Genomic DNA, 18,689 nt, shown 5'->3' with positions numbered 1-18,689 from the left:
GGCTCAAGTGAGGGGTGTCGGCATGGACTTCGGACTCGTCCTCCAGACCGATCCGCCCGCGGCGGAGGTCGTCGCGCTGATGCGGCGGGCCGAGGACGCCGGGTTCCGTTATGGCTGGACGTTCGACTCGGCGGTGCTGTGGCAGGAGCCGTTCGTGATCCACAGTCAGATCCTCGCGCGGACGGACCGGCTGCGGGTGGGGCCCATGGTGACCAACCCGGGCACCAGGACCTGGGAAGTGACGGCCTCCACGTTCGCCACGCTGAACGAGATGTTCGGCAACAGGACGGTGTGCGGCATCGGGCGCGGCGATTCGGCGATGCGGGTCGCCGGCCGCAGGCCGGACTCGCTGGCCAGACTCGGCGAGGCGATCGGCGTCATCCGCGATCTCGCCGAGGGCCGCGAGGCGGTGGTGGGCGGCGCGGCCATGCGGCTGCCGTGGGTCAGGAACGGTCGACTGCCGGTGTGGATGGCGGCCTACGGGCCGAAGGCGCTGGCGCTGGCAGGACAGCGGGCCGACGGGTTCATCCTCCAACTCGCCGATGTCTTCCTCACCGAGTGGATGGTGCGGGCCGTCCGGACGGCGGCGGCGGAGGCCGGGCGCGACCCGGCGGCCGTCACGGTCTGCGTGGCCGCTCCCGCGTACGTGACGGCGGACGACTCCCCCGCGGCCCTGGCGCACGCGCGGGAGCAATGCCGGTGGTTCGGCGGCATGGTGGGCAACCACGTGGCGGACCTGGTGGCGCGCTACGGGGCGCGCTCCGGGCTGGTCCCGGAGGAGCTGACGGCCTACATCGCGCGGCGGCGCGGCTACGACTACCGCCACCACGGGCGCTCGGGGAACCCGGACACCGGCTTCGTGCCGGACGGCATCGTGGACCGCTTCTGCCTGATCGGCCCGCCGGAGGCACATGTGGCGAAGCTGCGACGCCTGCGCGCCCTGGGGGTCGACCAGTTCGCGGTGTACGCGATGCACGACGCGCGCCGCGGGGTGGTGGACGCGTACGGCGCCCACGTCATCCCCGCCCTCACCTGACGGCGGAACGGCCCCGCGTACACGGGGGCCCGCCGGGGCCCGAGGGCGCCGGGGCGGCAGCCCTCGGGCGGGGGTCAGCAGCCGGTGCGGGAGGTGCCCACGGCGATGTTGTCGTACCAGAGGGTGTCGGCGCCCTCGCCGTAGCTCTCCCAGCCGAACCTGAGGTTGACGAGGTCCGGGTGCCAGTCGCCGCGGTTCAGCCACTGCGAGTCGATGTCGTGCGTCGGGGTGCCGTCCACGGCGAGGCCGGTGACGGGTTCCCCGTTCAGCCAGGTGGTCAGGTGCCCCGCGGCCGGGTCGATCTCGTACTCGACGCACACCCACTCGTCCACGGGCAGCGGCGCGCTCAGGGCCACGCCCGCCGGGCTCTGTTCCGGGAGGGTGGCGTCGTCGGATTCGCGGTTCCACTGGAGGGCGGCGTTCTGGCCGCCCATCCGCAGGTCGCGGCTGCCGTCGGCGGCGTCCTCCATGGTCAGGAACGTCACGTGCTGGGTGGGCAGCGCGCTGGTGTGCCGCACGTAGTAACGCACGTACAGGCCGGCCGTGGTGTCGACGTCGGCGAGGTCCGTGCCGACGAAGACGTGGTTGCAGTAGCCGGTGCCGCCGTCGACCCGCAGGGACGTGGTGCCCTCCTGGGCGACGGACGTGTCCACGCTCGCGGTGCCGGTGCCGGAACAGTCGGGGAACTCGGTGGCCCACCGGCCGGAGGGTTCGGTTCCGGTCTGGCTCTCGAAGCCCTCGCAGAAGCCGTCGGTGGTGCAGGCGGCCGCGGGTTCGGGCTGTTCCGCGGGGGCGGGTGCGGCCGCGGCCCCGGTGGCCGCGAAGGCCAGGGCGACGGCCGCCGCGGCCGGCCCGGCGAGCCGGAGTCCCGGCCGGGGCCCGGCCGGTGCGGTGGCGGAACGCGCGGAGGGGCGTGTGATGGAACGTGCGGAGGAACGTGTGGGGGGATGCGTCATGTCGGGCTCCTCGTGAGTGCGGCTCTTGGGAGCGCTCCCACGCGGACCTTAGCCGGAAGCCGCCAGCCGGTCCAGAAGGGCGGGCAGGGCCCGGCCGATCGGTTCGCGCACGACTTCGGCGGCCTGCCCGTCGTACGGGGTCGGCTCGGCGTTCACGATGATCAGCCGGGCGCCGTGGTCCGCGGCGAGCCCGGCGAGCCCGGCGGCCGGGTGCACCTGGAGGCTGGTGCCTACCGCGATGAACACGTCGCACGCCTGCGCGACGGCGGTGGCCGCCGCGAGCACCGCCGGGTCGAGGGGCTGTCCGAACATCACGGTGGCCGTCTTCAGGATGCCGCCGCACTCCAGGCAGGCCGGGTCCTGCTCCCCCGCCGCGACGCGCCGCAGCGCGGCCTCGGTCGTGGAGGTGGCCGCGCAGCCGGTGCACACCACCGACCGGGCGCTGCCGTGCAGTTCGAGAACCTTGCGGTCCGCCAGCCCGGCGGCCTGGTGCAGCCCGTCGACGTTCTGGGTGAGCACCCGTACCGGCACGCCGGACCGTGCCAGGCGGACGACGGCCTCGTGGGCGGCGTTGGGGCGGGCGCGGAACACCGGGTTCTCGCCGCGCATCAGCCAGGAACGGCGGCGGATGTCCGGGTCGTTCATGTAGTAGTCGTAGGTCACCAGCTTCTCGGCCTCGGGGTCGCGCCGCCACAGGCCGTTCGGCCCACGGTAGTCCGGGATGCCGGAGTCCGTGGAGATGCCGGCGCCGCTGAGGATGGCCACCAGGGGCCGCCGGGAGACCTCGTCAGTGTTCATGCGAAAAGCGTATGCTCCGCCGCATGTTCACCACCCGGCCCACGCTCCGCGGCACCTTCGGCATGGTCTCAAGCACCCACTGGCTGGCCTCGCAGTCCGCGATGTCCGTGCTGGAGAACGGCGGGAACGCGTACGACGCCGCCGTGACCGCCGGGTTCGTGCTGCACGTGGTGGAGCCGCATCTGAACGGTCCGGCCGGGGACGTTCCGATCATCCTCGCGCCGGCCGGCGGCGAGGTCCGGGTGCTGTGCGGGCAGGGGCCCGCGCCCGCGGGGGCCACCATCGCCCACTACACGGGGCTCGGTCTGGACCTGGTGCCGGGCACGGGGCCGCTGGCCGCCGTGGTGCCCGGCGCGTTCGACGCCTGGCTGACGCTGCTGCGCGACTACGGCACCAAGGAGTTGGCCGAGGTGCTCGATCACGCGATCGGGTACGCCGAGGGCGGGCACCCCGCGGTGGAGGGGGTCGGGCGGACGGTCGAGAGCGTGCGGGCGCTGTTCACCGAGGAGTGGACGACGTCCGCGGCGGTGTACCTGCCGCACGGCCGCTCCCCCGCCGCCGGTGCGCTGCTGCGCAACGCGGAGCTGGCGGCCACCTGGCGGCGGCTGCTGAACGAGGCGGCGGCGGCGAACGGCGGGCGGGAGGCGCGCATCGAGGCCGCGCGCCGCGCCTGGCGCGAAGGCTTCATCGGCGAGGCGCTCGCGGCGCACGCCGCGCGCCCGGCCATGGACTCCTCGGGCCGCCGGCACGCGGGGGTGCTCACCGGCGAGGACCTGGCGGGCTGGTCCGCGGGCTACGAGGCGCCGGTCACCTATGAGTGGCGCGGCTGGACGGTGTGCAAGGCGGGGCCGTGGAGCCAGGGGCCGGTACTGCCGCAGCAACTGGCGCTCCTGGACGACGGGATCGACGCCCGCGGCTACGGTTCGCCGGATTATGTGCACGCGCTCGTCGAGGGGGGCAAGCTTGCCATGGCCGACCGGGAGGCGTGGTACGGCGACGCGGCGCCCGTTCCGCTCGCCGAGCTGCTGTCGCCGGAGTACAACGCGGGCCGCAGGAAGCTGATCGGTGCCGGTGCCTCGCCCGAGCTGCGCCCGGGCTCTCCCGGCGGCAGGGCCCCGCGGCTCGCCGGGCACGTGCGCGCCGCCTTCGACGCGCCGCGGGCCGCGGCGGCCGGGCTCCGGACGGCGGCGGGCGCGGGGGAGCCGACCGTCGCGCGGACCGGCGAGACCAGCGGCGACACCTGCCACGTGGACGTCGTGGACCGCTGGGGGAACATGGTGAGCGCGACGCCGAGCGGCGGCTGGCTCCAGTCGAGCCCGGTGGTGCCAGGACTCGGCTTCCCGCTCGGTACGCGCCTGCAGATGACCTGGCTGGAGCCGGGGCTGCCGTCCTCGCTCACGCCTGGGCGCCGCCCGCGCACGACGCTCAGCCCGTCGCTCGCGCTGCGCGGCGGCGAGCCGGTGCTGGCGTTCGGCACCCCGGGCGGGGACCAGCAGGACCAGTGGCAGATGCACTTCTTCCTCGCCGCGGTGCTGCGTCCCGCGGTGCGTGGCGGCCTCGACCTCCAGGGCGCCATCGACGCGCCGAACTGGCATCAGGAGGCGTTCCCCAGCTCGTTCTTCCCGCGGGGGGCGCGGCCCGGCGCCGTCACCGTGGAGCCGGGAATCGGCGCGGAGACCATAGCCGGGCTGCGGCGGCGCGGCCACGAGGTGACGGTCGGCGAGCCGTGGAGCGAGGGGCGGCTGTGCGCGGTGGCCCGCGATCCGGAGACGGGGGTCGTGTCGGCGGCGGCCAATCCGCGGGGGATGCAAGGTTACGCCGTCGGACGCTGATCGCATTCGATCGGCTGCGCGGTGGATGAAAAACAAGGGCCCGCCGGAGCAGTACGAAAACTGCCTGTAGCCGTCCGGAAACACGACTCGTAACATGCCTTGGATTCAGTACGCCCATGGCAGATGTGCCTTCGGCTCACCAGGACATGGCGGCAGGACGCGCGGCCTTCACGGCCGAGCTGCGCACGCTCACGGGCGTCCTCGACCCGGACGCGGGCTGGTATGCGGCCTTCGCCCGGCGCGAGGGCGGGGAGTTGGCGGACTGGCTGTCGGGGCGAAGACTTCCGCCGTGGGACGCCGTCGCCGATCTGCTCCAGGACCTCGCGGGCCGGCAGGGCACGGCCGTCGCCGAACGGGTGGGCCGGCGGCTCAGGTCCGCCTACGAGTCGGCGGTGGGCACCGAGGACGCGCTGCCCGGCAGCCGCGGGACACTGACCGGGCGGCTGGCGGAGCTTGACCACCGGGAGCGTGAACTGCAAGGCAGGGAACGGCAGTTGACCGCCGCCATGGATGTCGCGCAGCGGGCGGGGCAGTCGCGGGAGGCCGACCGGCTGGCGACCTTGAAGCTGTGGGCGCAGGACGATGAGGGCCGCCTCCTGTCCCGGCGCGCGGAACTGCGGTCCCGCCTGGCGGCGCTCGGGGAAGGCGCCGCGGGAGCGGAGCCGGCGGGAGCGGCCCAGGGGCCCGCGGCGGCGGAGCGGCAGGAGACCGGGAAGAAGGACACGGGAAAGGGAAAGGGAAAGAAGAAGGACAAAGGCAAGGACAAGGACAAGGGCAAGGACCGGGCGAAGAAGACGGCGGCGCGCAGGCCGCGCGGGGCCAGGTTCGCCGGTCTTGAGGAGACGGCCGAGCCGGGGCCGCCCGCGGTGACCGCCGCGGCGCCCGAGGGGGCGGCGGCGCCGACGCCCGGCGGCTCGCGGTTCGCCGGTGCGGTGCGCGAAGCGCCGCGGGAGCGGCCCGTGCCGCGGCTGTCGGCGGAGGACCGGCGGGCGGCGCTCGACACCGCCGAGCGGCTGCGGCGGCTGCGGGCGGACGGGCAGGGCGGGGCCGCGCACGTGCTGCTGTGCGAGGCGGCCGGAGGGCCGGCGGTGCGGCTGCCGGTGCTGGTGGCGGAGCTGGAGCGGACGGGGATGCTCTCGGACGTGACGACGCTGCTGTGGGAGGCGGCACTGCTGCCGGCCGGTCCGCTGGCCGCCGCCGCGGAGGCGCTGGCCGCGGCCGGGCGGGCCGGGGACTGCGGGCAGTTGCTGCGGCAGGCCGCGGCGCGCCCCGCCGCGGAGGCGGGCTCGATCGCCGCGGAGCTGTGTGCCGCTGGCCGCGAGAGCGAGGCGATCACTCTGCTGGCGGCACTGGTGCGGTCGAGGACGGCGGAGGAGGCGGCGCGGACCGCGGCGCCCGCGCCCGGCGTGGTGGTGCCGCTGCTGCTGGACGCGGCCCGCACGGTGTCGGCCGGGCACCACTGGGCGGTGACGAGCGAGCTGCGGCGCGCGGGCATGGCCTGACGGCGCGGGCACGTACGGCCAGGTCCTGTCCGGTGGATCTTCGTGGAGCAGTGAGCGGCGTCCGGTGCGTGCGATCGCATGGGCCCCTCTTGCACGTTGCGTGCAAGAGGGAGCCGGATCGCAGCTCGTACTTGGCCGTACTCGCGCGATTCGGCAACGCAGCGTGGGGGCACCTCCCAGCCGCCAGGCTGGGGGAGTGCGTGCCGGGCGTCGCGAGCCCGCGGAGATCCACCGGACAGGGCCTGGGTCGCGCGGTGGGCGGCGGCACCGGGTCGGGGCCCCGTGGCGAGCGGTACGCGGGGGCCGTGCTTCGATGGACAGGTGATCGATGAACAGCTGGCCGGACAGGTCGAGGAGGCCGTGCGCGCCGCCGCGGCGGCGGAGATCATGCCGCGCTGGCGGCGGCTCGCGGTGGACGAGGTGTCCGAGAAGACCGGACCGCACGACCTGGTGACGGACGCCGACCGGAACGCGGAACTGATGCTGGCGGCAGAGCTGGGCGCGCTGCTGCCCGGCTCCGTGGTCGTCGGCGAGGAGAGCGTGCACGCCGACCCGGCGGGCTACGCGCTGCTGTCGGGCGACGCACCGGTGTGGATCGTCGACCCGGTGGACGGGACGCGGCCTTTCGTCCGCGGCGAGACGGGTTTCTGCACGCTGGTGGCGCTGGCGCACCGCGGGGAGCTGCTGGCCTCCTGGACGTTCGCGCCGGCGCTCGGCCTGCTCGCGTTCGCGCGCCGCGGCGGCGGCGCGTGGCTGAACGGGGAACGGCTGGCGGCGGGCTCCCCCGCGCCGGGCTCGCCGCTGCGGGTGGCGTACTCGCACCCGGACTACACCTCGGGTGCGCAGAAGGACGCGCTGTCGGGACTGTGGGCGGCGGGCGTCGCGCCGCGTCCGTGCGGGGCCGCCGGGATGGAGTACGTGGGCATCGCGCGGGGCGAGGTGGACGCGGTGGCGTTCAGCTGGGAGCTGGCGTGGGACCACGCGGCGGGGCTGCTGCTGGTGGCGGAGGCCGGCGGGACCGCGAGGACGCTGGCGGGTGAACCGTTCCGCCTCGTGGGCGGCAACGCGCTGCCGTTCACCGCGGCACGTGACGCGGCGACGGCCGAGCGGGTGCGGGATCTGCTCACGGTGCCCGCGTGAGGAACTGACGGGCCGTCGGCGCGGCGGCCCGGCCGGAGGGGTACCGCGCGTTCCGCGGGGGTGGCGCGGCGTATCCTCGGGGTGCTGTCCGCCGGTGAGGGGAGTTGCACGTGCCGTCGTTGCGCGACGTGGTCGTGGTGGGCGCCGGGCCGAACGGGCTGACCGCGGCCGTCGAGCTGGCCCGCCGTGGGATGTCCGTGGAGCTGTTCGAGGCGCGGGACGCGGTGGGCGGCGGGGCGCGGACGGAGGAGCTGACGCTGCCCGGGTTCCGCCACGACTCCTGTTCCGCCGCGCATCCGATGGGCGTGGGTTCGCCCGCCTTCCTGGCGATGCCGCTCCACGAGTACGGCCTTGAGTGGCTGCACGCGGAGCTTCCGCTGGCGCACCCGTTCCCCGATGGCTCCGCCGCGGTGCTGGCCCGGTCGGTCGGTGAGTCGGCCGCGTCGTTCGGGCCGCGGGACGCCAGGGCGTACCGCAGGCTGGTCGCCCCCTACGTGGGCAAGTGGGACACGTTGGCGGCCGACTTCCTGAAGGTGCCGTGGGACGGGCTGCCGCGCGATCCGGTGACGCTGGCCCGGTTCGGGCTGACGGGGCTCCAGCCCGCCGCGTGGGTGTCGCGGCGGTTCCGGGACGACCGGGCCCGTGCGCTGTTCTCCGGCCTTGCCGCACATGTCATGGCGCCGCTGTCGACGCCGGCCACGGGTGCCATCGCGCTGGTCTTCGCGCTGGCGGCGCACGAGGTGGGCTGGCCGCTGGCGCGCGGCGGCTCCCAGGCCATCTCGGACGCGCTCGCGGCCTATCTGCGCGATCTCGACGGCGTGGTGCACACGGGGGTGGAGGTGAAGCGGCTGGACGAGCTGCCGCCCGCGCGGGCCTATGTCTTCGACACCTCGCCGACGGCCCTGGCACGGATCGCCGGGCTCGGCCGGGCCTACCACGGCTTCCGGTACGGCCCCGGCGCGTTCAAGATCGACTACGCGCTGGACGGCCCGGTGCCGTGGACGGCGCCGGAGGCGCGGCGGGCGGGGTCGGTCCACATCGGCCCGAGCAGCAAGGAGATCGGGGCGGCGCTGCGGGCCGCTTCGGTGGAGGGGCGGGCGCCCGAGGTGCCGTTCCTGGTCACGACGCAGCCGACGCTGGTCGACCCGGACCGCGCCCCGGCGGGCAAGCACGTGTACTGGGCGTACGGGCACGTGCCGAACGGCTGGGACGGAGATCTCACGGACGCGGTGGAGCGGCAGATCGAACGGTTCGCGCCGGGTTTCCGCGATCTGGTGCTGGCCCGGGCCGTGGCCGGGCCGCCGCAGCTGGCGCGGCGCAATGCCAACTACGTGGGCGGCGACATCGGGTGCGGGGCGTTCTCCGGTCTCCAGACGATGCTGCGTCCGCGCCCCGCGTTCCACCCTTACGGCACCGCGCACCCCGCGGTCTTCCTGTGTTCCTCGGCGGCCTGGCCGGGGCCAGGGGTGCACGGGATGTCCGGGCACAACGCGGCCAAGGCCGTGTGGCGGCGGCTGCGGGGGAACCGCTGACCGCCCGGGTGTGATCCATCCCATCCGGCGACGGCGGCCCATGGTCCCCGGCCGGGGGTGGCGGATAGGGTCGCTGCGAGCCGAGTGATCAAAAAGGGCGGAACATGACGGACACGAGGCGCGTACTGATCGCCGCTGACAAGTTCAAGGGATCGCTGACGGCCCCGGAGGTGGCCGAGCACGTCGCCGCGGGCATCCGCGCGGCCCGGCCGGCGGCCGAGGTGGCGGCGCTGCCGGTCGCGGACGGCGGGGACGGCACGGTGGACGCGGCCGTGGCGGCGGGTTTCTCGCCCGTCGAGGCGGAGGTGACGGGGCCGCTGGGACTGCCGGTGCTCGCCTCGTTCGCGCTGCGCGGCGACGTGGCCATCGTGGAGATGGCGCAGGCGGCGGGGCTGCGGCTGCTGCCGCCGTTCACGTTCGCGCCGATGACGGCGACCACGTACGGCACCGGAGAGCTGATCGAGGCGGCCCTGGACGCGGGGGCGCGCACGGTGGTGCTCGGAGTCGGCGGTTCGGCGACCACGGACGGCGGCGCGGGCATGCTCGCGGCGCTCGGGGCGCAGCTGCTCGACGTGGACGGCGACCCCGTGGCGCACGGCGGCGGGCCGCTGCGCGAGCTGGTGGCGGCCGACCTCTCGGGGCTCGACCCACGACTGAAGGACACCGAGTTCGTGCTGGCCGGCGACGTGGACAATCCGCTGACCGGCCCGCTGGGCGCCGCCGCGGTCTACGGGCCGCAGAAGGGCGCCGACCCGGTGGATGTGGAGACGCTGGACGCGGCGCTCACCAACCTGGTGCGCGTGCTGGAACGCGCCGTGGGCGCGCGGGCCGTGGAGTGCGCCGACGCGCCGGGCGCGGGCGCCGCGGGCGGCATCGGATACGCCGCGCTGCTCGGCCTGAACGCCACCTTCCGCCCGGGCATCGAGGTGCTGCTCGACGTGCTCGGCTTCGCCGCGGCGCTGGAACGGGCCTCCCTCGTCATCACCGGCGAGGGCTCGCTGGACGAGCAGACGCTGCACGGCAAGGCACCGGCCGGCGTGGCCGCCGCGGCCCGCGCCGCGGGCCTGCGGACGGTCGCGGTCTGCGGCCGCCTCGCGATCGGGGAGGACGCGCTGCGCGGTGCGGGCATCGAGAAGGCGTACCCGCTGACCTCCGTCGAGCCGGACGTGGCGGCGTGCATCGAGAACGCGGGCCCCCTGCTCGAACGGGTGGCCCGGCTCCTCGCGGAGGAACAGCTCTGAGGGCTCCGCCCCCGCGGCACCGGTACCGGCGACGGCCGCACCGGACGCCGCCCGGCGCCCCGGGCCGGCGCTCACCCCGCACCCGGCGTTCGGGGGGCGGTGCCCCTGAGACCCGCACGATCGGCACACCGCGAGGAGGCCGCGGGCCGGTCCGTGCGCACCGGGGCTACGGCCGGGCGGGGCGGGCGCGGGCCTCGCGGGTTTCCCTGGCCGCGGTGAGGGCGAGGCCGCCGGCCAGGACGACGAGGCCGGCGCCGGTGACGGCGGCCCACGCCCAGGCGAGGCCGAGGCGCTCGTCGGCCACCGGGCGGGCCCAGTCCAGCGGGTCGGCGGAGACGTCGAGTTCGGCGCCGACGTGGACGGCCTCGTTCGGGCCCGTCCACATGCGGCCGAGGTCCTCGCCGCCCGAGCGCTCCTCGACGGAGTAGTGCGTACCGAAGTCGTACCTGGTCCCGTCGGCCTTCTCCCGCGCGGTGACCAGCGCCGCGGTCCGGTCGCCGAGCAATTGGTGATAGGCGAGTGGCCCGGTCAGCGCGACGACCAGACAGGTGACGCAGGCGGCCACGGCGGGGGCCGTACGCAGCAGGGCGCCGCTGCGGCGCGGGGCGCGGCGGGCGGCGCCCGCCGCGGCGAGGCCCACCGGGATGGCGAGGATCATGCTGGTGTGCAGCATCCACGGCCCGATCCGCGCGGCGAGTGCGAACAGCAGCACCGCCAGGGCGAGCAGCCCGGACAGCAGCGAGGTGGCACGGTGCGTCCGCCCGGCGGTACCCGCGGCGGGCGGCGGAACGAAGCCGGACGTGAGACCGTCGACGCGGTCGAGATCGGCGCGGGCGGCGGCCACGTCGGCGGCGAGGGGCGCCACGTCGGGGGGCGTTCCCGGCTGGTTCCTGGCCCGCCGCTTCAGCTGTGCGGCGGCGCCGCGCTGCACCTCGCGGAGGCGGCCGGACGCGGTGTCGAGGGCGGGCAGCAGGGTGCCCTCCGCCGCCTCCCAGCGCTCCCGCCAGTCGCCCCACGCGGCGGTGTCGCGGGCGGCGGCCCTGCGGGCCGACCTGAGCGGACCCGGCGGCACGGCGGCGGCCTCGCGGGCGAGCCGGTCGTGGTGCGCGCGCAGTTCGCGGGCGGGGACGGAGCCCGCGCGTTCCCCGATCGCGGCCACGGCCTCGGCCCGCTCCCCCAGGGCGGCGGCGCAGGCGCGGGCGTCCCGCAGCACGGCGGCCAGGTCCTGAGGGCTGCCGGCGAGCAGGCCGTCGAGGCGTTCCCCGTACTGCCTGGCCTGATGGGCGACGACGCGGGGCAGCGCCGCGTGGTCCGGCTCGCCCCGGCCCCAGCCGCCGCGGGGCGCGGCGCACTCGGTGGACACCACCCACAGCACCGTGGCGAGCGCGGCGCCCGTCGGGACGGTGACCAGCGGCGAGACGCCGGCGAGTGCGGCACCCACGGCCCACGCGAGACCCGCGAGGACCGCGAGCACGCCGGACCAGGCGAGCAGGACGCGGACCGCGGCATTGTTCAACGACGGTTTGTGAACGGGCAGTTGTGCGGTGACCGGCTGGTCGGGCCCTGCGGCCACGGTCCCCCCCGGGTGGTCGGTTGCTGACACAGCGCAGGAGCGTAGCGCCCTACGGGCGCCGGTGTCAGCCGCTCACGAACAGCACCTCGGCGCAGACCGGCCGGTAGCCCGCGGCCTGGAAGGCCCGGACGCTGCGGGCGTTGCCCGGGGGCTGCTGCGCCCACAGCGGGGTGTTCTCCGGCATCAGGTGGCGGGCCGCGGCGACCAGCGCACGGCCGAGGCCGCGCCCGCGGGCGGCCTCGGCGACCTCCACGGCGATCTCCCAGCGTCCGGCGACGCCGCGGCCGAGGACGACGATGCCGCCTTCGGCGGCCCATACCCGCACGTCGTCGCGGTACTTCCGCGCGCGGCTCACCCGCGGATGGTCCTGGTCGCGGATCTCGCGCAGCGGCAGGTCCGGCGGCCCCGGCAGCGGGGCGGCGCAGGAGAGGAGGTCGGTGTGGCCCGCCTGCCGGCCGGTGCGTGCGGTGAAGGCGGTGAGGAACGGCGGGCTGAGCGACGCGGCCAGCGGATCGGCGGGGGCGGCGCGCAGCGCGGCGGCGACCCAGGCGGGGTCCTCGTCCGTGAACACGACCGAGTGGGCGGTGAACGCGAGCACACCCGCGTCGCGCGGGGACGGCTGCCGAACGACGGTGTGGCCGCCGTCCGGCGGGGGGAAGGCGCCGCGGGCCGCGGCGTCGAGTATGCGCGCCAGTGCGTCGTTCATGCGGGTGGGTCCCGGGTCAGGGCTCGCTGGTGGAGACCACGAACACCCGGGGACGTTCCTCCCGGGTCAGGTCGACCGTGACGGCCACCTCCGGCTCGTCCGGGGACTGCTGCACGACCGTGCCCGCGAAGGTGTGCGCGGGGTCGTCGAACTGCCAGCCGACGACGTCCGCGGAGTCCCGGCCGATGGTCACCGTCTCCTCCAGGGCCGACAGGTCGGTGCCCAGCTCCTCGACGAAGGCGCTCAGCTGCCGTGGCGAGCAGCGGAACTCGACGTACAGGGTGCTGCGGTCCCAGGAGTTGGTCTCGTAGTGGGCGACGTAGGCGGAGCCGCCGGGAATCGGCACGTCGTAGATGCGGCGCTGGACCTTGCTCGGCCACTCGTAGATCAGCGACCGCGCGGACGCGGAACGGGCCTTGTCCTCGCCGCTGTCCCGGCTCTGGTAGGCGGAGAGCACGAGGTAGCCGGCGGGAATGGCGATCAGCAGCGCCACCACGATCGCGGCGAGCCAGCGATGGCGGGGGCGGTGCGGCGGGCGCGGCGGGGTGGCGGGGGCGGCGGTCGTGGTCGTCACGGTCTGGCCTCCCGGCCCAGCGGTGGCAGCCGCAGCTCGAATCCGGTGCGGTGGGCGCGCTCGGCGCGGCGCCGGTTGGCGCGGCGGAAGCGGCGCGCCACGAGGCGGGCGAGGTCGGCGGCGCCGACCATGCCGGCGTCGGTGCCGAGCCTGGCCCGTACGATCTCGGCCTCGGGCCGGTAGCCGCGGCCGGTGAGGTGCCGGCGGAACGCCTCCCTGGCGGGGCCGATCAGGAGGTCGTCGGCCTCGCTGACGCCGCCGCCGATGACGAAGCGGGCCGGGTCGAGGGCCGCGGCGAGGTTGGCGATGCCGATGCCGAGCCAGCGCCCGATGTCTTCGAGCAGCTCGACGCACATGGGGTCGCCCGCGCGGGCCAGCTCGGTGATCAGGGGGCCGGTGATGTCGCGGGTCTGGCCGCCCACCCGGTCCAGGAGGTGATGGGCGACGGGCGAGTCGGCGACGGCCAGCTCCCTGGCCTCGCGGACCAGCGCATTGCCCGAGCTGTACTGCTCCCAGCAGCCGCGGTTGCCGCAGGGGCAGCGGTGGCCGGCCGGCACGACCTGCATATGGCCGAACTCGCCGGCGACGCCGTAGGTGCCACGCTTGACGCGTCCGCCCTCCAGTATCGCGCCGCCGATCCCGGTGCCGAGGGTGATCATGACGAGGTGGTCGGCGCCGCGGCCGGCGCCGAAGCGCCATTCGCCCCAGGCCGCGGTGTTCGCGTCGTTGTCGACCATGATCGGCACGACGAGGCGGGCCGCCAGCGCGTCGCGCAGCGGCTCGTTGCGCCAGGCGAGGTGCGGGGCGAAGAGGACGCGGGAGCGGTCGGCGTCGACCCAGCCTGCGGCGCCGATGCCGACGGCGTGGACGTCGTGCCGGTCGGACAGGTCGAGGACCAGCTCGGTGATGGTGTCCTCGACGACCTTGGGGCTCTTCGACTTCTCCGGGGTCTCGGTGCGCACGCGTTCGAGCACCGTGCCGTCGGCGTCCACGACACCGGCCATCACCTTCGTGCCGCCGATGTCGATGCCGACGGTGGGCACCCGGGGCGCGGACAGATGCGAGCGGCGCTCGCGTGTGGCGATGGCGCGCAGCACAGTCGCCCGCGCCGTCTGGCGATGCGCACGGTCACGGTTGGTACTCATCGGGACCGATTGTGCCCTACGCCTCCGCCGGGCGAGCGGGCGACCGCGATGTGGCCGGACCGGGGCGGCGGTCCCGGTGGCGGGCCGGGCCGTTGAACGGGAGCGGCGGCTCGTGAATCATGCGAGGCGTGGCCGGTAGCGGCTCGGGAGCGAGGGACGGGCCGCGCCGCGCGGCGGAGCGGGGCGGGTGGCGCGTGCCGGGGACGGCACGCCGTTCGGGGAGTTGCGGTGAAACGTCCGACGATGCAGGACATTGCCCGGCGGGCCGGGGTCACGAAGGCGGCGGTCTCCTTCGCGCTGAACGGCAGGCCGGGGGTGTCCGAGCCGACCCGGCGGCGGGTTCTGGCCATCGCCCACGAGCTGGGCTGGCAGCCGAGCAGCGCGGCGCGCGCGCTGTCCGACGGCCGGGCGGGCTCGTTCGGCCTGGTCGTCGACCGGCCCGCCCGCACCCTGGGCCTCGAACCGTTCTTCATGCAGCTCATCTCCGGCATCCAGGCGGAACTGGTGCGCGACGCCACGCCGTTGCTGCTGACGATGGCGGAGGACCAGGCGGCCGAGATCGCCCTCCACCGCGGCTGGTGGGCGCGACGCGTGGTGGACGGGGTCTTCCTCGTCGACCTCCGGGTCGACGACGCCCGGGTGCCGGTGCTCGCCGAGCTGGGGATGCCGGCCGTGGTGATCGGCGCGCCGCTGGGCACCGGCGGCCTGCCGGCCGTCTGGAGCGACGACGACGCGGCGGTGGTCACGGCGGTGCGGCACCTGGCGGGCCTCGGGCATCGCCGCCTCGGCCGCGTCTCGGGCCCCGGCCGCCTGCGGCACACCGCGATCCGCACCGCGGCCTTCGAGCGGGTGACGGCGGAGCTCGGGCTCGCCGGCACCACGATCGAGGGGGACTACAGCGGCGGGACGGGGGCGGCGGCGACCCGCGCACTGCTCGGCGCGCCGCGGCGGCCGACCGCGCTGCTCTACGACAACGACGTGATGGCCGTCTCCGGCCTGACGGCCGCGCAGGGTCTCGGCCTCGCGGTGCCGGGGGACGTGTCGATCGTGGCGTGGGACGATTCGGCGCTGTGCGGCCTGGTCCACCCGTCGCTGACCGCGCTGAGCAGGGACATCGCCGCCTACGGCGCGCACGCGGCGCGGCGGCTGCGGCAGGCGGCGGGCGGCGGCCCCGTGGCGGACCTCCAGGACAAGGCACCGTCGCTGACGCTGCGCGGCTCGACGGGGCCGGTGCCGCGGCGGGTGGCCGGAACCGGCGAACGGCGGGGCCGGGCCCCGGAATGACGCGAAGGTGCGCGCCGCCGCGGTGCGCACCGTGTGGGAGACGCTGGGGCCGGAGCGCCCGCCAGGGGCGCCGGCGCTCTCGGAGCCCGGCAGGCGGTTCCGGACGCGACGAAACCTGGTCGGCCGGACGGGACGGGCGGCGAACGCCGTCCGATCGCCGACGGCACCGGGTCCGAGGCGCGGGGCGGCGCCGGGGCCGCGTGGGGGACGGCCCCGGCGCCGCGGTGGGGGGACGCGGTCAGCAGGCGTAGTCGATGAGGTCGAACGACGCGTAGTGGTCGGAGGTGTAGTAGTCCTCCTCGTACGAGTCACCGGTCACGATGCGCCGCGCACCGCGGTCGTCGCTGCCGGGGGTCTCGACGGTGTACTCGTGGTAGTAGCCGGTCGGCTGACTGGGCAGCAGGCCCTCGCGGTTGTAGAAGGTGCCGCCGTCCTGCGGGTGGGGGTATGGGCCGCCCTGCGCGATCAGGTCGAGCGTGTCGTATGCCTGGGCGGGCAGGTCGCTGTGGCAGATGTCGCCGTAGGCCAGCGGAAGTTCGGCGGTGGCGGTGGGGGTGAGGGCGGGGGACGTGGGGGTCGCGGCGGTGGCCGGGGCCTGGCCGCCGATGAGCAGGCCGGCGACCAGAGCGCCGAGGGCGCCGGTGCGGAGGGTCCTGCGCGCGGTCCTGGAGAGGTAGTTCATGCCCATGCCAATAGTGTGACGCGCGTAGCACGGGCGGCGTCAACCATGCCCCCGGCTTGTTCCCCGGGAGTTCACACGGCCTCTCCGCCGCTCCACACCTTCCCCGCAGCCGGGCCCGGGCGGTGCCCGCCTCGTGGTCAGCCCGCGAGGCGGCGGGCGAGTCCGGCCAGGTGCCGCGCGCCCTCGGGGGTCAGCGAGCCGTACAGCCGCAGCCGCGCGATGCCGCCGTCCGGGTAGACGTCGAGCCTGGCGTGCGTGGCGGGCGGGGCGGCGGCCGGCAGGACGAAACGGTGCACGGTGTCGGGTTGCAGGGCGGTGCGCGGCAGCACCTCGCGCCAGCCGCCCGCCGGGTCCGTCTCCCGGTCCGCGCCGTCCGCGCCATCGGCGTCGCGGACCGAAAGAGCCGCCCAGCCCGGTGCGTTGCCCTTGTAGCTGCCGGTGTCGATCTCCACGGCCCGGATCACGCCCTGGGCCGCCAGCCGGTACCGCAGCCAGTCGTGGCCGCGGTCGCGGCGGCGCCTGGTCTCCCAGCCCTCGGCCATCGTCCGGGGGCGCCCCGGGTGGATGGTGTGCACGGGCGGCGAGTAGAAGCGGTCCGACGCGTCCTCGGCCCGCCCGCCGTTCTCCAGCGCGGCCAGGTCGAACGTGCCGAGCGCCGCGAGCCACTCCGGGTCGGGCACCGGCTCGCCGTGCGCCCGCAGCCGCGCGATGCCGCCGTCCGGGTACTGGCGGAGACGCAGGTGCGTCAGGCGCCGGGGCACGGCGACGCGGAAGGCGTTCGCCGCGTGGCCGCCGACCTCGGTGCGCGGCACCAGCACGGTCCAGCTCGCGCCGTCCTCCGGGGTGGCGGTGCCCTCGACGGCGACGGCCCGCGGATGGTTGCCGCGGAAGTGCGCGGTGTCCACGACGAGGCCGTGCACCACGCCGGGCACGCCGAGGCGGACGAGGGCCCAGTCGTGGTCGTCCTCGCCCGGGTGCGGCCGGTCGGCGGAGGGGCCGCGGCGGCGGCGCGTCTCCCAGCCGTCCATGACCTTGCCCTTGTGCCCGAACGCGGCGGGGTCGAACGCGGGCCGCTCCGGCCGCAGCAGGTTCTCCCGTTCCGCGAAGAACTCGTCGCTCGCGGCGACGACCGAGCCGCCGAGCCGCCGGTCGGCCAGGTCGGGGAGGTCGGTGAAGGGCACCGCGTCCTGGTCCTGCAACCGGTAGTCGGCGTACGGGTCGCCGCCGCGGTAGGGCGGCGCGGCGCCGGTGAAGCGGGTGATCATGCCGTTCCCCTTTCGGTGTCCGCGGCATCGGTGCGGGCGAGGAGCCGCCCGGACCGCCGGGTGACGCGGCCGTCCTCGGCGATCGGCCGGCCGCGGAGCCAGGTGGCGCGCACGACGCCGCGCAGCGTGCGGCCGGCGTAGGCGGTGACCCGGTTGCGATGGTGGAGGGCCGCGGGGTCGACGGTGAACTCGGCCTCCGGGTCGAGGACGGCGAAGTCGGCGTCGTGGCCGGGCGCGACGGCGCCCTTGCGGTGCAGCCCGGCGAGGCGGGCCGGGCCGCCTGCCATCCACCGGGCGACGTCGGCGAGGCCGTGGCCGCGGCGGCGCGCCGCGGTCCACACGGCGGGCAGGCCGAGCTGAAGGGAGGCGATGCCGCCCCAGGCGGCCCCGAAGTCGGGCACCTTGAGGTCGGCCGTGCAGGGCGAATGGTCGGAGACGACGCAGTCGAGGGTGCCCGCGGCGAGGGCGTCCCACAGCAGGTCCTGGTTGGCCGCCTCCCTGATGGGCGGGCAGCATTTGAACTCGGTCGCGCCGTCGGGGACTTCCTCGGCCGTCAGGGTCAGGAAGTGCGGGCAGGTCTCCGCGGTGACGCGCACGCCCTCCGCCCTGGCCGCCGCGATCAGCGGCAGGGCCGCGGCGGAGGACAGGTGCAGCACGTGCACGCGCGCGCCGAGGCGACGGGCCGCGCCCAGCAGCAGCGCCACCGCCTCGGTCTCCGCGGTGTGCGGCCGGGAGGCGAGGAAGTCGGCGTACCTGCGGCTGCCGTCGGGCGGCGGGGCGGCGGCCAGTTGGGCCGGGTCCTCCGCGTGCGCCACGAGCAGCCCGCCGAACGCGGCGATCTCGGTCATGGCGGCCGCCAGCTCCCCGGGCGTCAGCTCGGGGAACTCCTCCACCCCGGAGGGCGAGAGGAAGCATTTGAAGCCGAAGACCCCGGCCGCGTGCAGGCCGCGCAGCTCCGCCGCGTTGCCGGGGACCGCGCCGCCCCAGAAGCCGACGTCCGTGTGCACGGCCGCCCGCGCGGCCGCGCGCTTGACCGCGAGGTGGGCGGGCGTGGTGGTGGGCGGGATGCTGTTGAGCGGCATGTCGAGCAGGGTCGTGATGCCGCCGGCCGCCGCGGCGCGGGTCGCCGACGCGAAGCCCTCCCACTCGGTGCGGCCGGGGTCGTTGACGTGCACGTGGGTGTCGACCAGGCCGGGGAGCAGGGCCGCGTCGCCGTAGTCGACCAGTGCCGCGCCCGCGGGCGGCGGCGTGCCGTGCGGGAGCACGGCGGCGATCCGCTCGCCCGTGACGGCGACGTCGGCGGCGCGGACGCCGTCGGGGGTCACCACGCGGGTCGAGCGCAGTACGAGGCCGGTACCGGTCAACGGGCCACCCCATCCCTTCAGCCGTCTGGTCCGCCGTTCTCCGCCGCTGTCCACAGCCT

16 protein-coding genes are annotated in these 18,689 nt (G+C 76.0%); 7 read left to right on the top strand and 9 right to left on the bottom strand.

Translation table 11 applies throughout. The features are described from left to right. Positions 1-22: 22 nt before the first annotated feature. Positions 23-1,036 carry a TIGR03842 family LLM class F420-dependent oxidoreductase gene (locus RM779_RS06150; RefSeq protein ID WP_311616621.1) on the top strand — a complete coding sequence of 338 codons (1,014 nt, stop codon included), beginning with the start codon at positions 23-25 and terminating at the stop codon, positions 1,034-1,036. Between the two features lie 74 nt (positions 1,037-1,110). Here the strand turns inward: RM779_RS06150 and RM779_RS06145 are convergent, their stop codons facing one another. Beyond that, on the bottom strand, positions 1,111-1,992 hold the full coding sequence (locus tag RM779_RS06145; protein WP_311616620.1) for a hydrolase: 882 nt from the start codon (positions 1,990-1,992) through the stop codon (positions 1,111-1,113). 48 nt (positions 1,993-2,040) lie between these two features. Then, a complete protein-coding gene (locus RM779_RS06140) occupies positions 2,041-2,790 on the bottom strand; it encodes an SIR2 family NAD-dependent protein deacylase (protein WP_311616619.1) in 750 nt (249 codons plus the stop codon). A 23-nt stretch (positions 2,791-2,813) separates the two neighbouring features. Here RM779_RS06140 and RM779_RS06135 point away from each other — a divergent pair, with 23 nt between their 5' ends. The 5 genes from RM779_RS06135 to RM779_RS06115 all read left to right on the top strand — a co-directional run bounded on the left by RM779_RS06135 (position 2,814) and on the right by RM779_RS06115 (position 10,037). Beyond that, on the top strand, positions 2,814-4,622 hold the full coding sequence (locus RM779_RS06135) for a gamma-glutamyltransferase family protein (RefSeq protein ID WP_311616618.1): 1,809 nt from the start codon (positions 2,814-2,816) through the stop codon (positions 4,620-4,622). 116 nt (positions 4,623-4,738) lie between these two features. Further along, on the top strand, positions 4,739-6,124 hold the full coding sequence (locus RM779_RS06130) for a hypothetical protein (protein ID WP_311616616.1): 1,386 nt from the start codon (positions 4,739-4,741) through the stop codon (positions 6,122-6,124). A 321-nt stretch (positions 6,125-6,445) separates the two neighbouring features. Beyond that, positions 6,446-7,264, top strand: coding sequence for an inositol monophosphatase family protein (locus RM779_RS06125; protein ID WP_311616614.1), 819 nt, complete (start codon positions 6,446-6,448; stop codon positions 7,262-7,264). A 110-nt stretch (positions 7,265-7,374) separates the two neighbouring features. Further along, the gene (locus tag RM779_RS06120; RefSeq protein ID WP_311616612.1) at positions 7,375-8,796 is read left to right on the top strand and encodes a phytoene desaturase family protein; all 1,422 of its coding nucleotides are present in this window, start codon (positions 7,375-7,377) and stop codon (positions 8,794-8,796) included. 104 nt (positions 8,797-8,900) lie between these two features. After that, positions 8,901-10,037 (top strand): glycerate kinase, encoded by a 1,137-nt coding sequence (locus RM779_RS06115; protein WP_311616610.1) that lies wholly within the window; start codon positions 8,901-8,903, stop codon positions 10,035-10,037. Between the two features lie 166 nt (positions 10,038-10,203). Here RM779_RS06115 and RM779_RS06110 read toward each other — a convergent pair whose 3' ends face one another. Genes RM779_RS06110 through RM779_RS06095 form a run of 4 tightly spaced genes read right to left on the bottom strand, consistent with a single transcriptional unit; the run spans position 10,204 to position 14,035 of the window. Further along, a complete protein-coding gene (locus RM779_RS06110) occupies positions 10,204-11,640 on the bottom strand; it encodes a hypothetical protein (RefSeq protein WP_311616608.1) in 1,437 nt (478 codons plus the stop codon). Between the two features lie 34 nt (positions 11,641-11,674). Next, the gene (locus RM779_RS06105; protein ID WP_311616606.1) at positions 11,675-12,316 is read right to left on the bottom strand and encodes a GNAT family N-acetyltransferase; all 642 of its coding nucleotides are present in this window, start codon (positions 12,314-12,316) and stop codon (positions 11,675-11,677) included. 16 nt (positions 12,317-12,332) lie between these two features. Beyond that, positions 12,333-12,890 carry a hypothetical protein gene (locus tag RM779_RS06100; protein WP_311616604.1) on the bottom strand — a complete coding sequence of 186 codons (558 nt, stop codon included), beginning with the start codon at positions 12,888-12,890 and terminating at the stop codon, positions 12,333-12,335. After that, complete coding sequence (locus RM779_RS06095; protein WP_077058305.1) at positions 12,887-14,035, bottom strand: ROK family glucokinase; 1,149 nt, start codon at positions 14,033-14,035, stop codon at positions 12,887-12,889. The genes RM779_RS06100 and RM779_RS06095 overlap by 4 nt, the downstream gene beginning before the upstream one ends. A gap of 243 nt (positions 14,036-14,278) precedes the next feature. Between RM779_RS06095 and RM779_RS06090 the strand changes: the two genes are divergently transcribed. Further along, positions 14,279-15,319, top strand: coding sequence for a LacI family DNA-binding transcriptional regulator (locus RM779_RS06090; protein WP_311616601.1), 1,041 nt, complete (start codon positions 14,279-14,281; stop codon positions 15,317-15,319). A 238-nt stretch (positions 15,320-15,557) separates the two neighbouring features. Here the strand turns inward: RM779_RS06090 and RM779_RS06085 are convergent, their stop codons facing one another. From RM779_RS06085 to allB, 3 genes are all read right to left on the bottom strand, one after another. After that, positions 15,558-16,007, bottom strand: coding sequence for a ribonuclease domain-containing protein (locus RM779_RS06085; protein ID WP_311616599.1), 450 nt, complete (start codon positions 16,005-16,007; stop codon positions 15,558-15,560). A 131-nt stretch (positions 16,008-16,138) separates the two neighbouring features. Then, entirely contained in the window at positions 16,139-17,266 is a 1,128-nt protein-coding gene (gene alc, locus RM779_RS06080) for an allantoicase (protein ID WP_311616597.1), read from the bottom strand. Then, the gene (allB, locus tag RM779_RS06075; protein WP_311616595.1) at positions 17,263-18,630 is read right to left on the bottom strand and encodes an allantoinase AllB; all 1,368 of its coding nucleotides are present in this window, start codon (positions 18,628-18,630) and stop codon (positions 17,263-17,265) included. Before allB ends, alc begins: the two co-directional genes overlap by 4 nt. Between the last annotated feature and the right edge of the window lie 59 nt (positions 18,631-18,689).

It is taken from the genome of Streptomyces johnsoniae, assembly GCF_031845565.1.
In the GTDB taxonomy this organism is placed as follows: domain Bacteria; phylum Actinomycetota; class Actinomycetes; order Streptomycetales; family Streptomycetaceae; genus Streptomyces; species Streptomyces johnsoniae.
This window is presented reverse-complemented; position numbering and strand designations above follow the sequence as displayed.

Bases quoted from the DNA above. Each gene is read 5' to 3' on its own strand.
- RM779_RS06150 (WP_311616621.1), top strand. From the start codon at position 23: ATGGACTTCGGACTCGTCCTCCAGACCGATCCGCCCGCGGCGGAGGTC.
- RM779_RS06145 (WP_311616620.1), bottom strand. From the start codon at position 1,992: ATGACGCATCCCCCCACACGTTCCTCCGCACGTTCCATCACACGCCCC.
- RM779_RS06140 (WP_311616619.1), bottom strand. From the start codon at position 2,790: ATGAACACTGACGAGGTCTCCCGGCGGCCCCTGGTGGCCATCCTCAGC.
- RM779_RS06135 (WP_311616618.1), top strand. From the start codon at position 2,814: ATGTTCACCACCCGGCCCACGCTCCGCGGCACCTTCGGCATGGTCTCA.
- RM779_RS06130 (WP_311616616.1), top strand. From the start codon at position 4,739: ATGGCAGATGTGCCTTCGGCTCACCAGGACATGGCGGCAGGACGCGCG.
- RM779_RS06115 (WP_311616610.1), top strand. From the start codon at position 8,901: ATGACGGACACGAGGCGCGTACTGATCGCCGCTGACAAGTTCAAGGGA.
- RM779_RS06105 (WP_311616606.1), bottom strand. From the start codon at position 12,316: ATGAACGACGCACTGGCGCGCATACTCGACGCCGCGGCCCGCGGCGCC.
- RM779_RS06095 (WP_077058305.1), bottom strand. From the start codon at position 14,035: ATGAGTACCAACCGTGACCGTGCGCATCGCCAGACGGCGCGGGCGACT.
- RM779_RS06090 (WP_311616601.1), top strand. From the start codon at position 14,279: ATGCAGGACATTGCCCGGCGGGCCGGGGTCACGAAGGCGGCGGTCTCC.
- RM779_RS06085 (WP_311616599.1), bottom strand. From the start codon at position 16,007: ATGGGCATGAACTACCTCTCCAGGACCGCGCGCAGGACCCTCCGCACC.
- alc (WP_311616597.1), bottom strand. From the start codon at position 17,266: ATGATCACCCGCTTCACCGGCGCCGCGCCGCCCTACCGCGGCGGCGAC.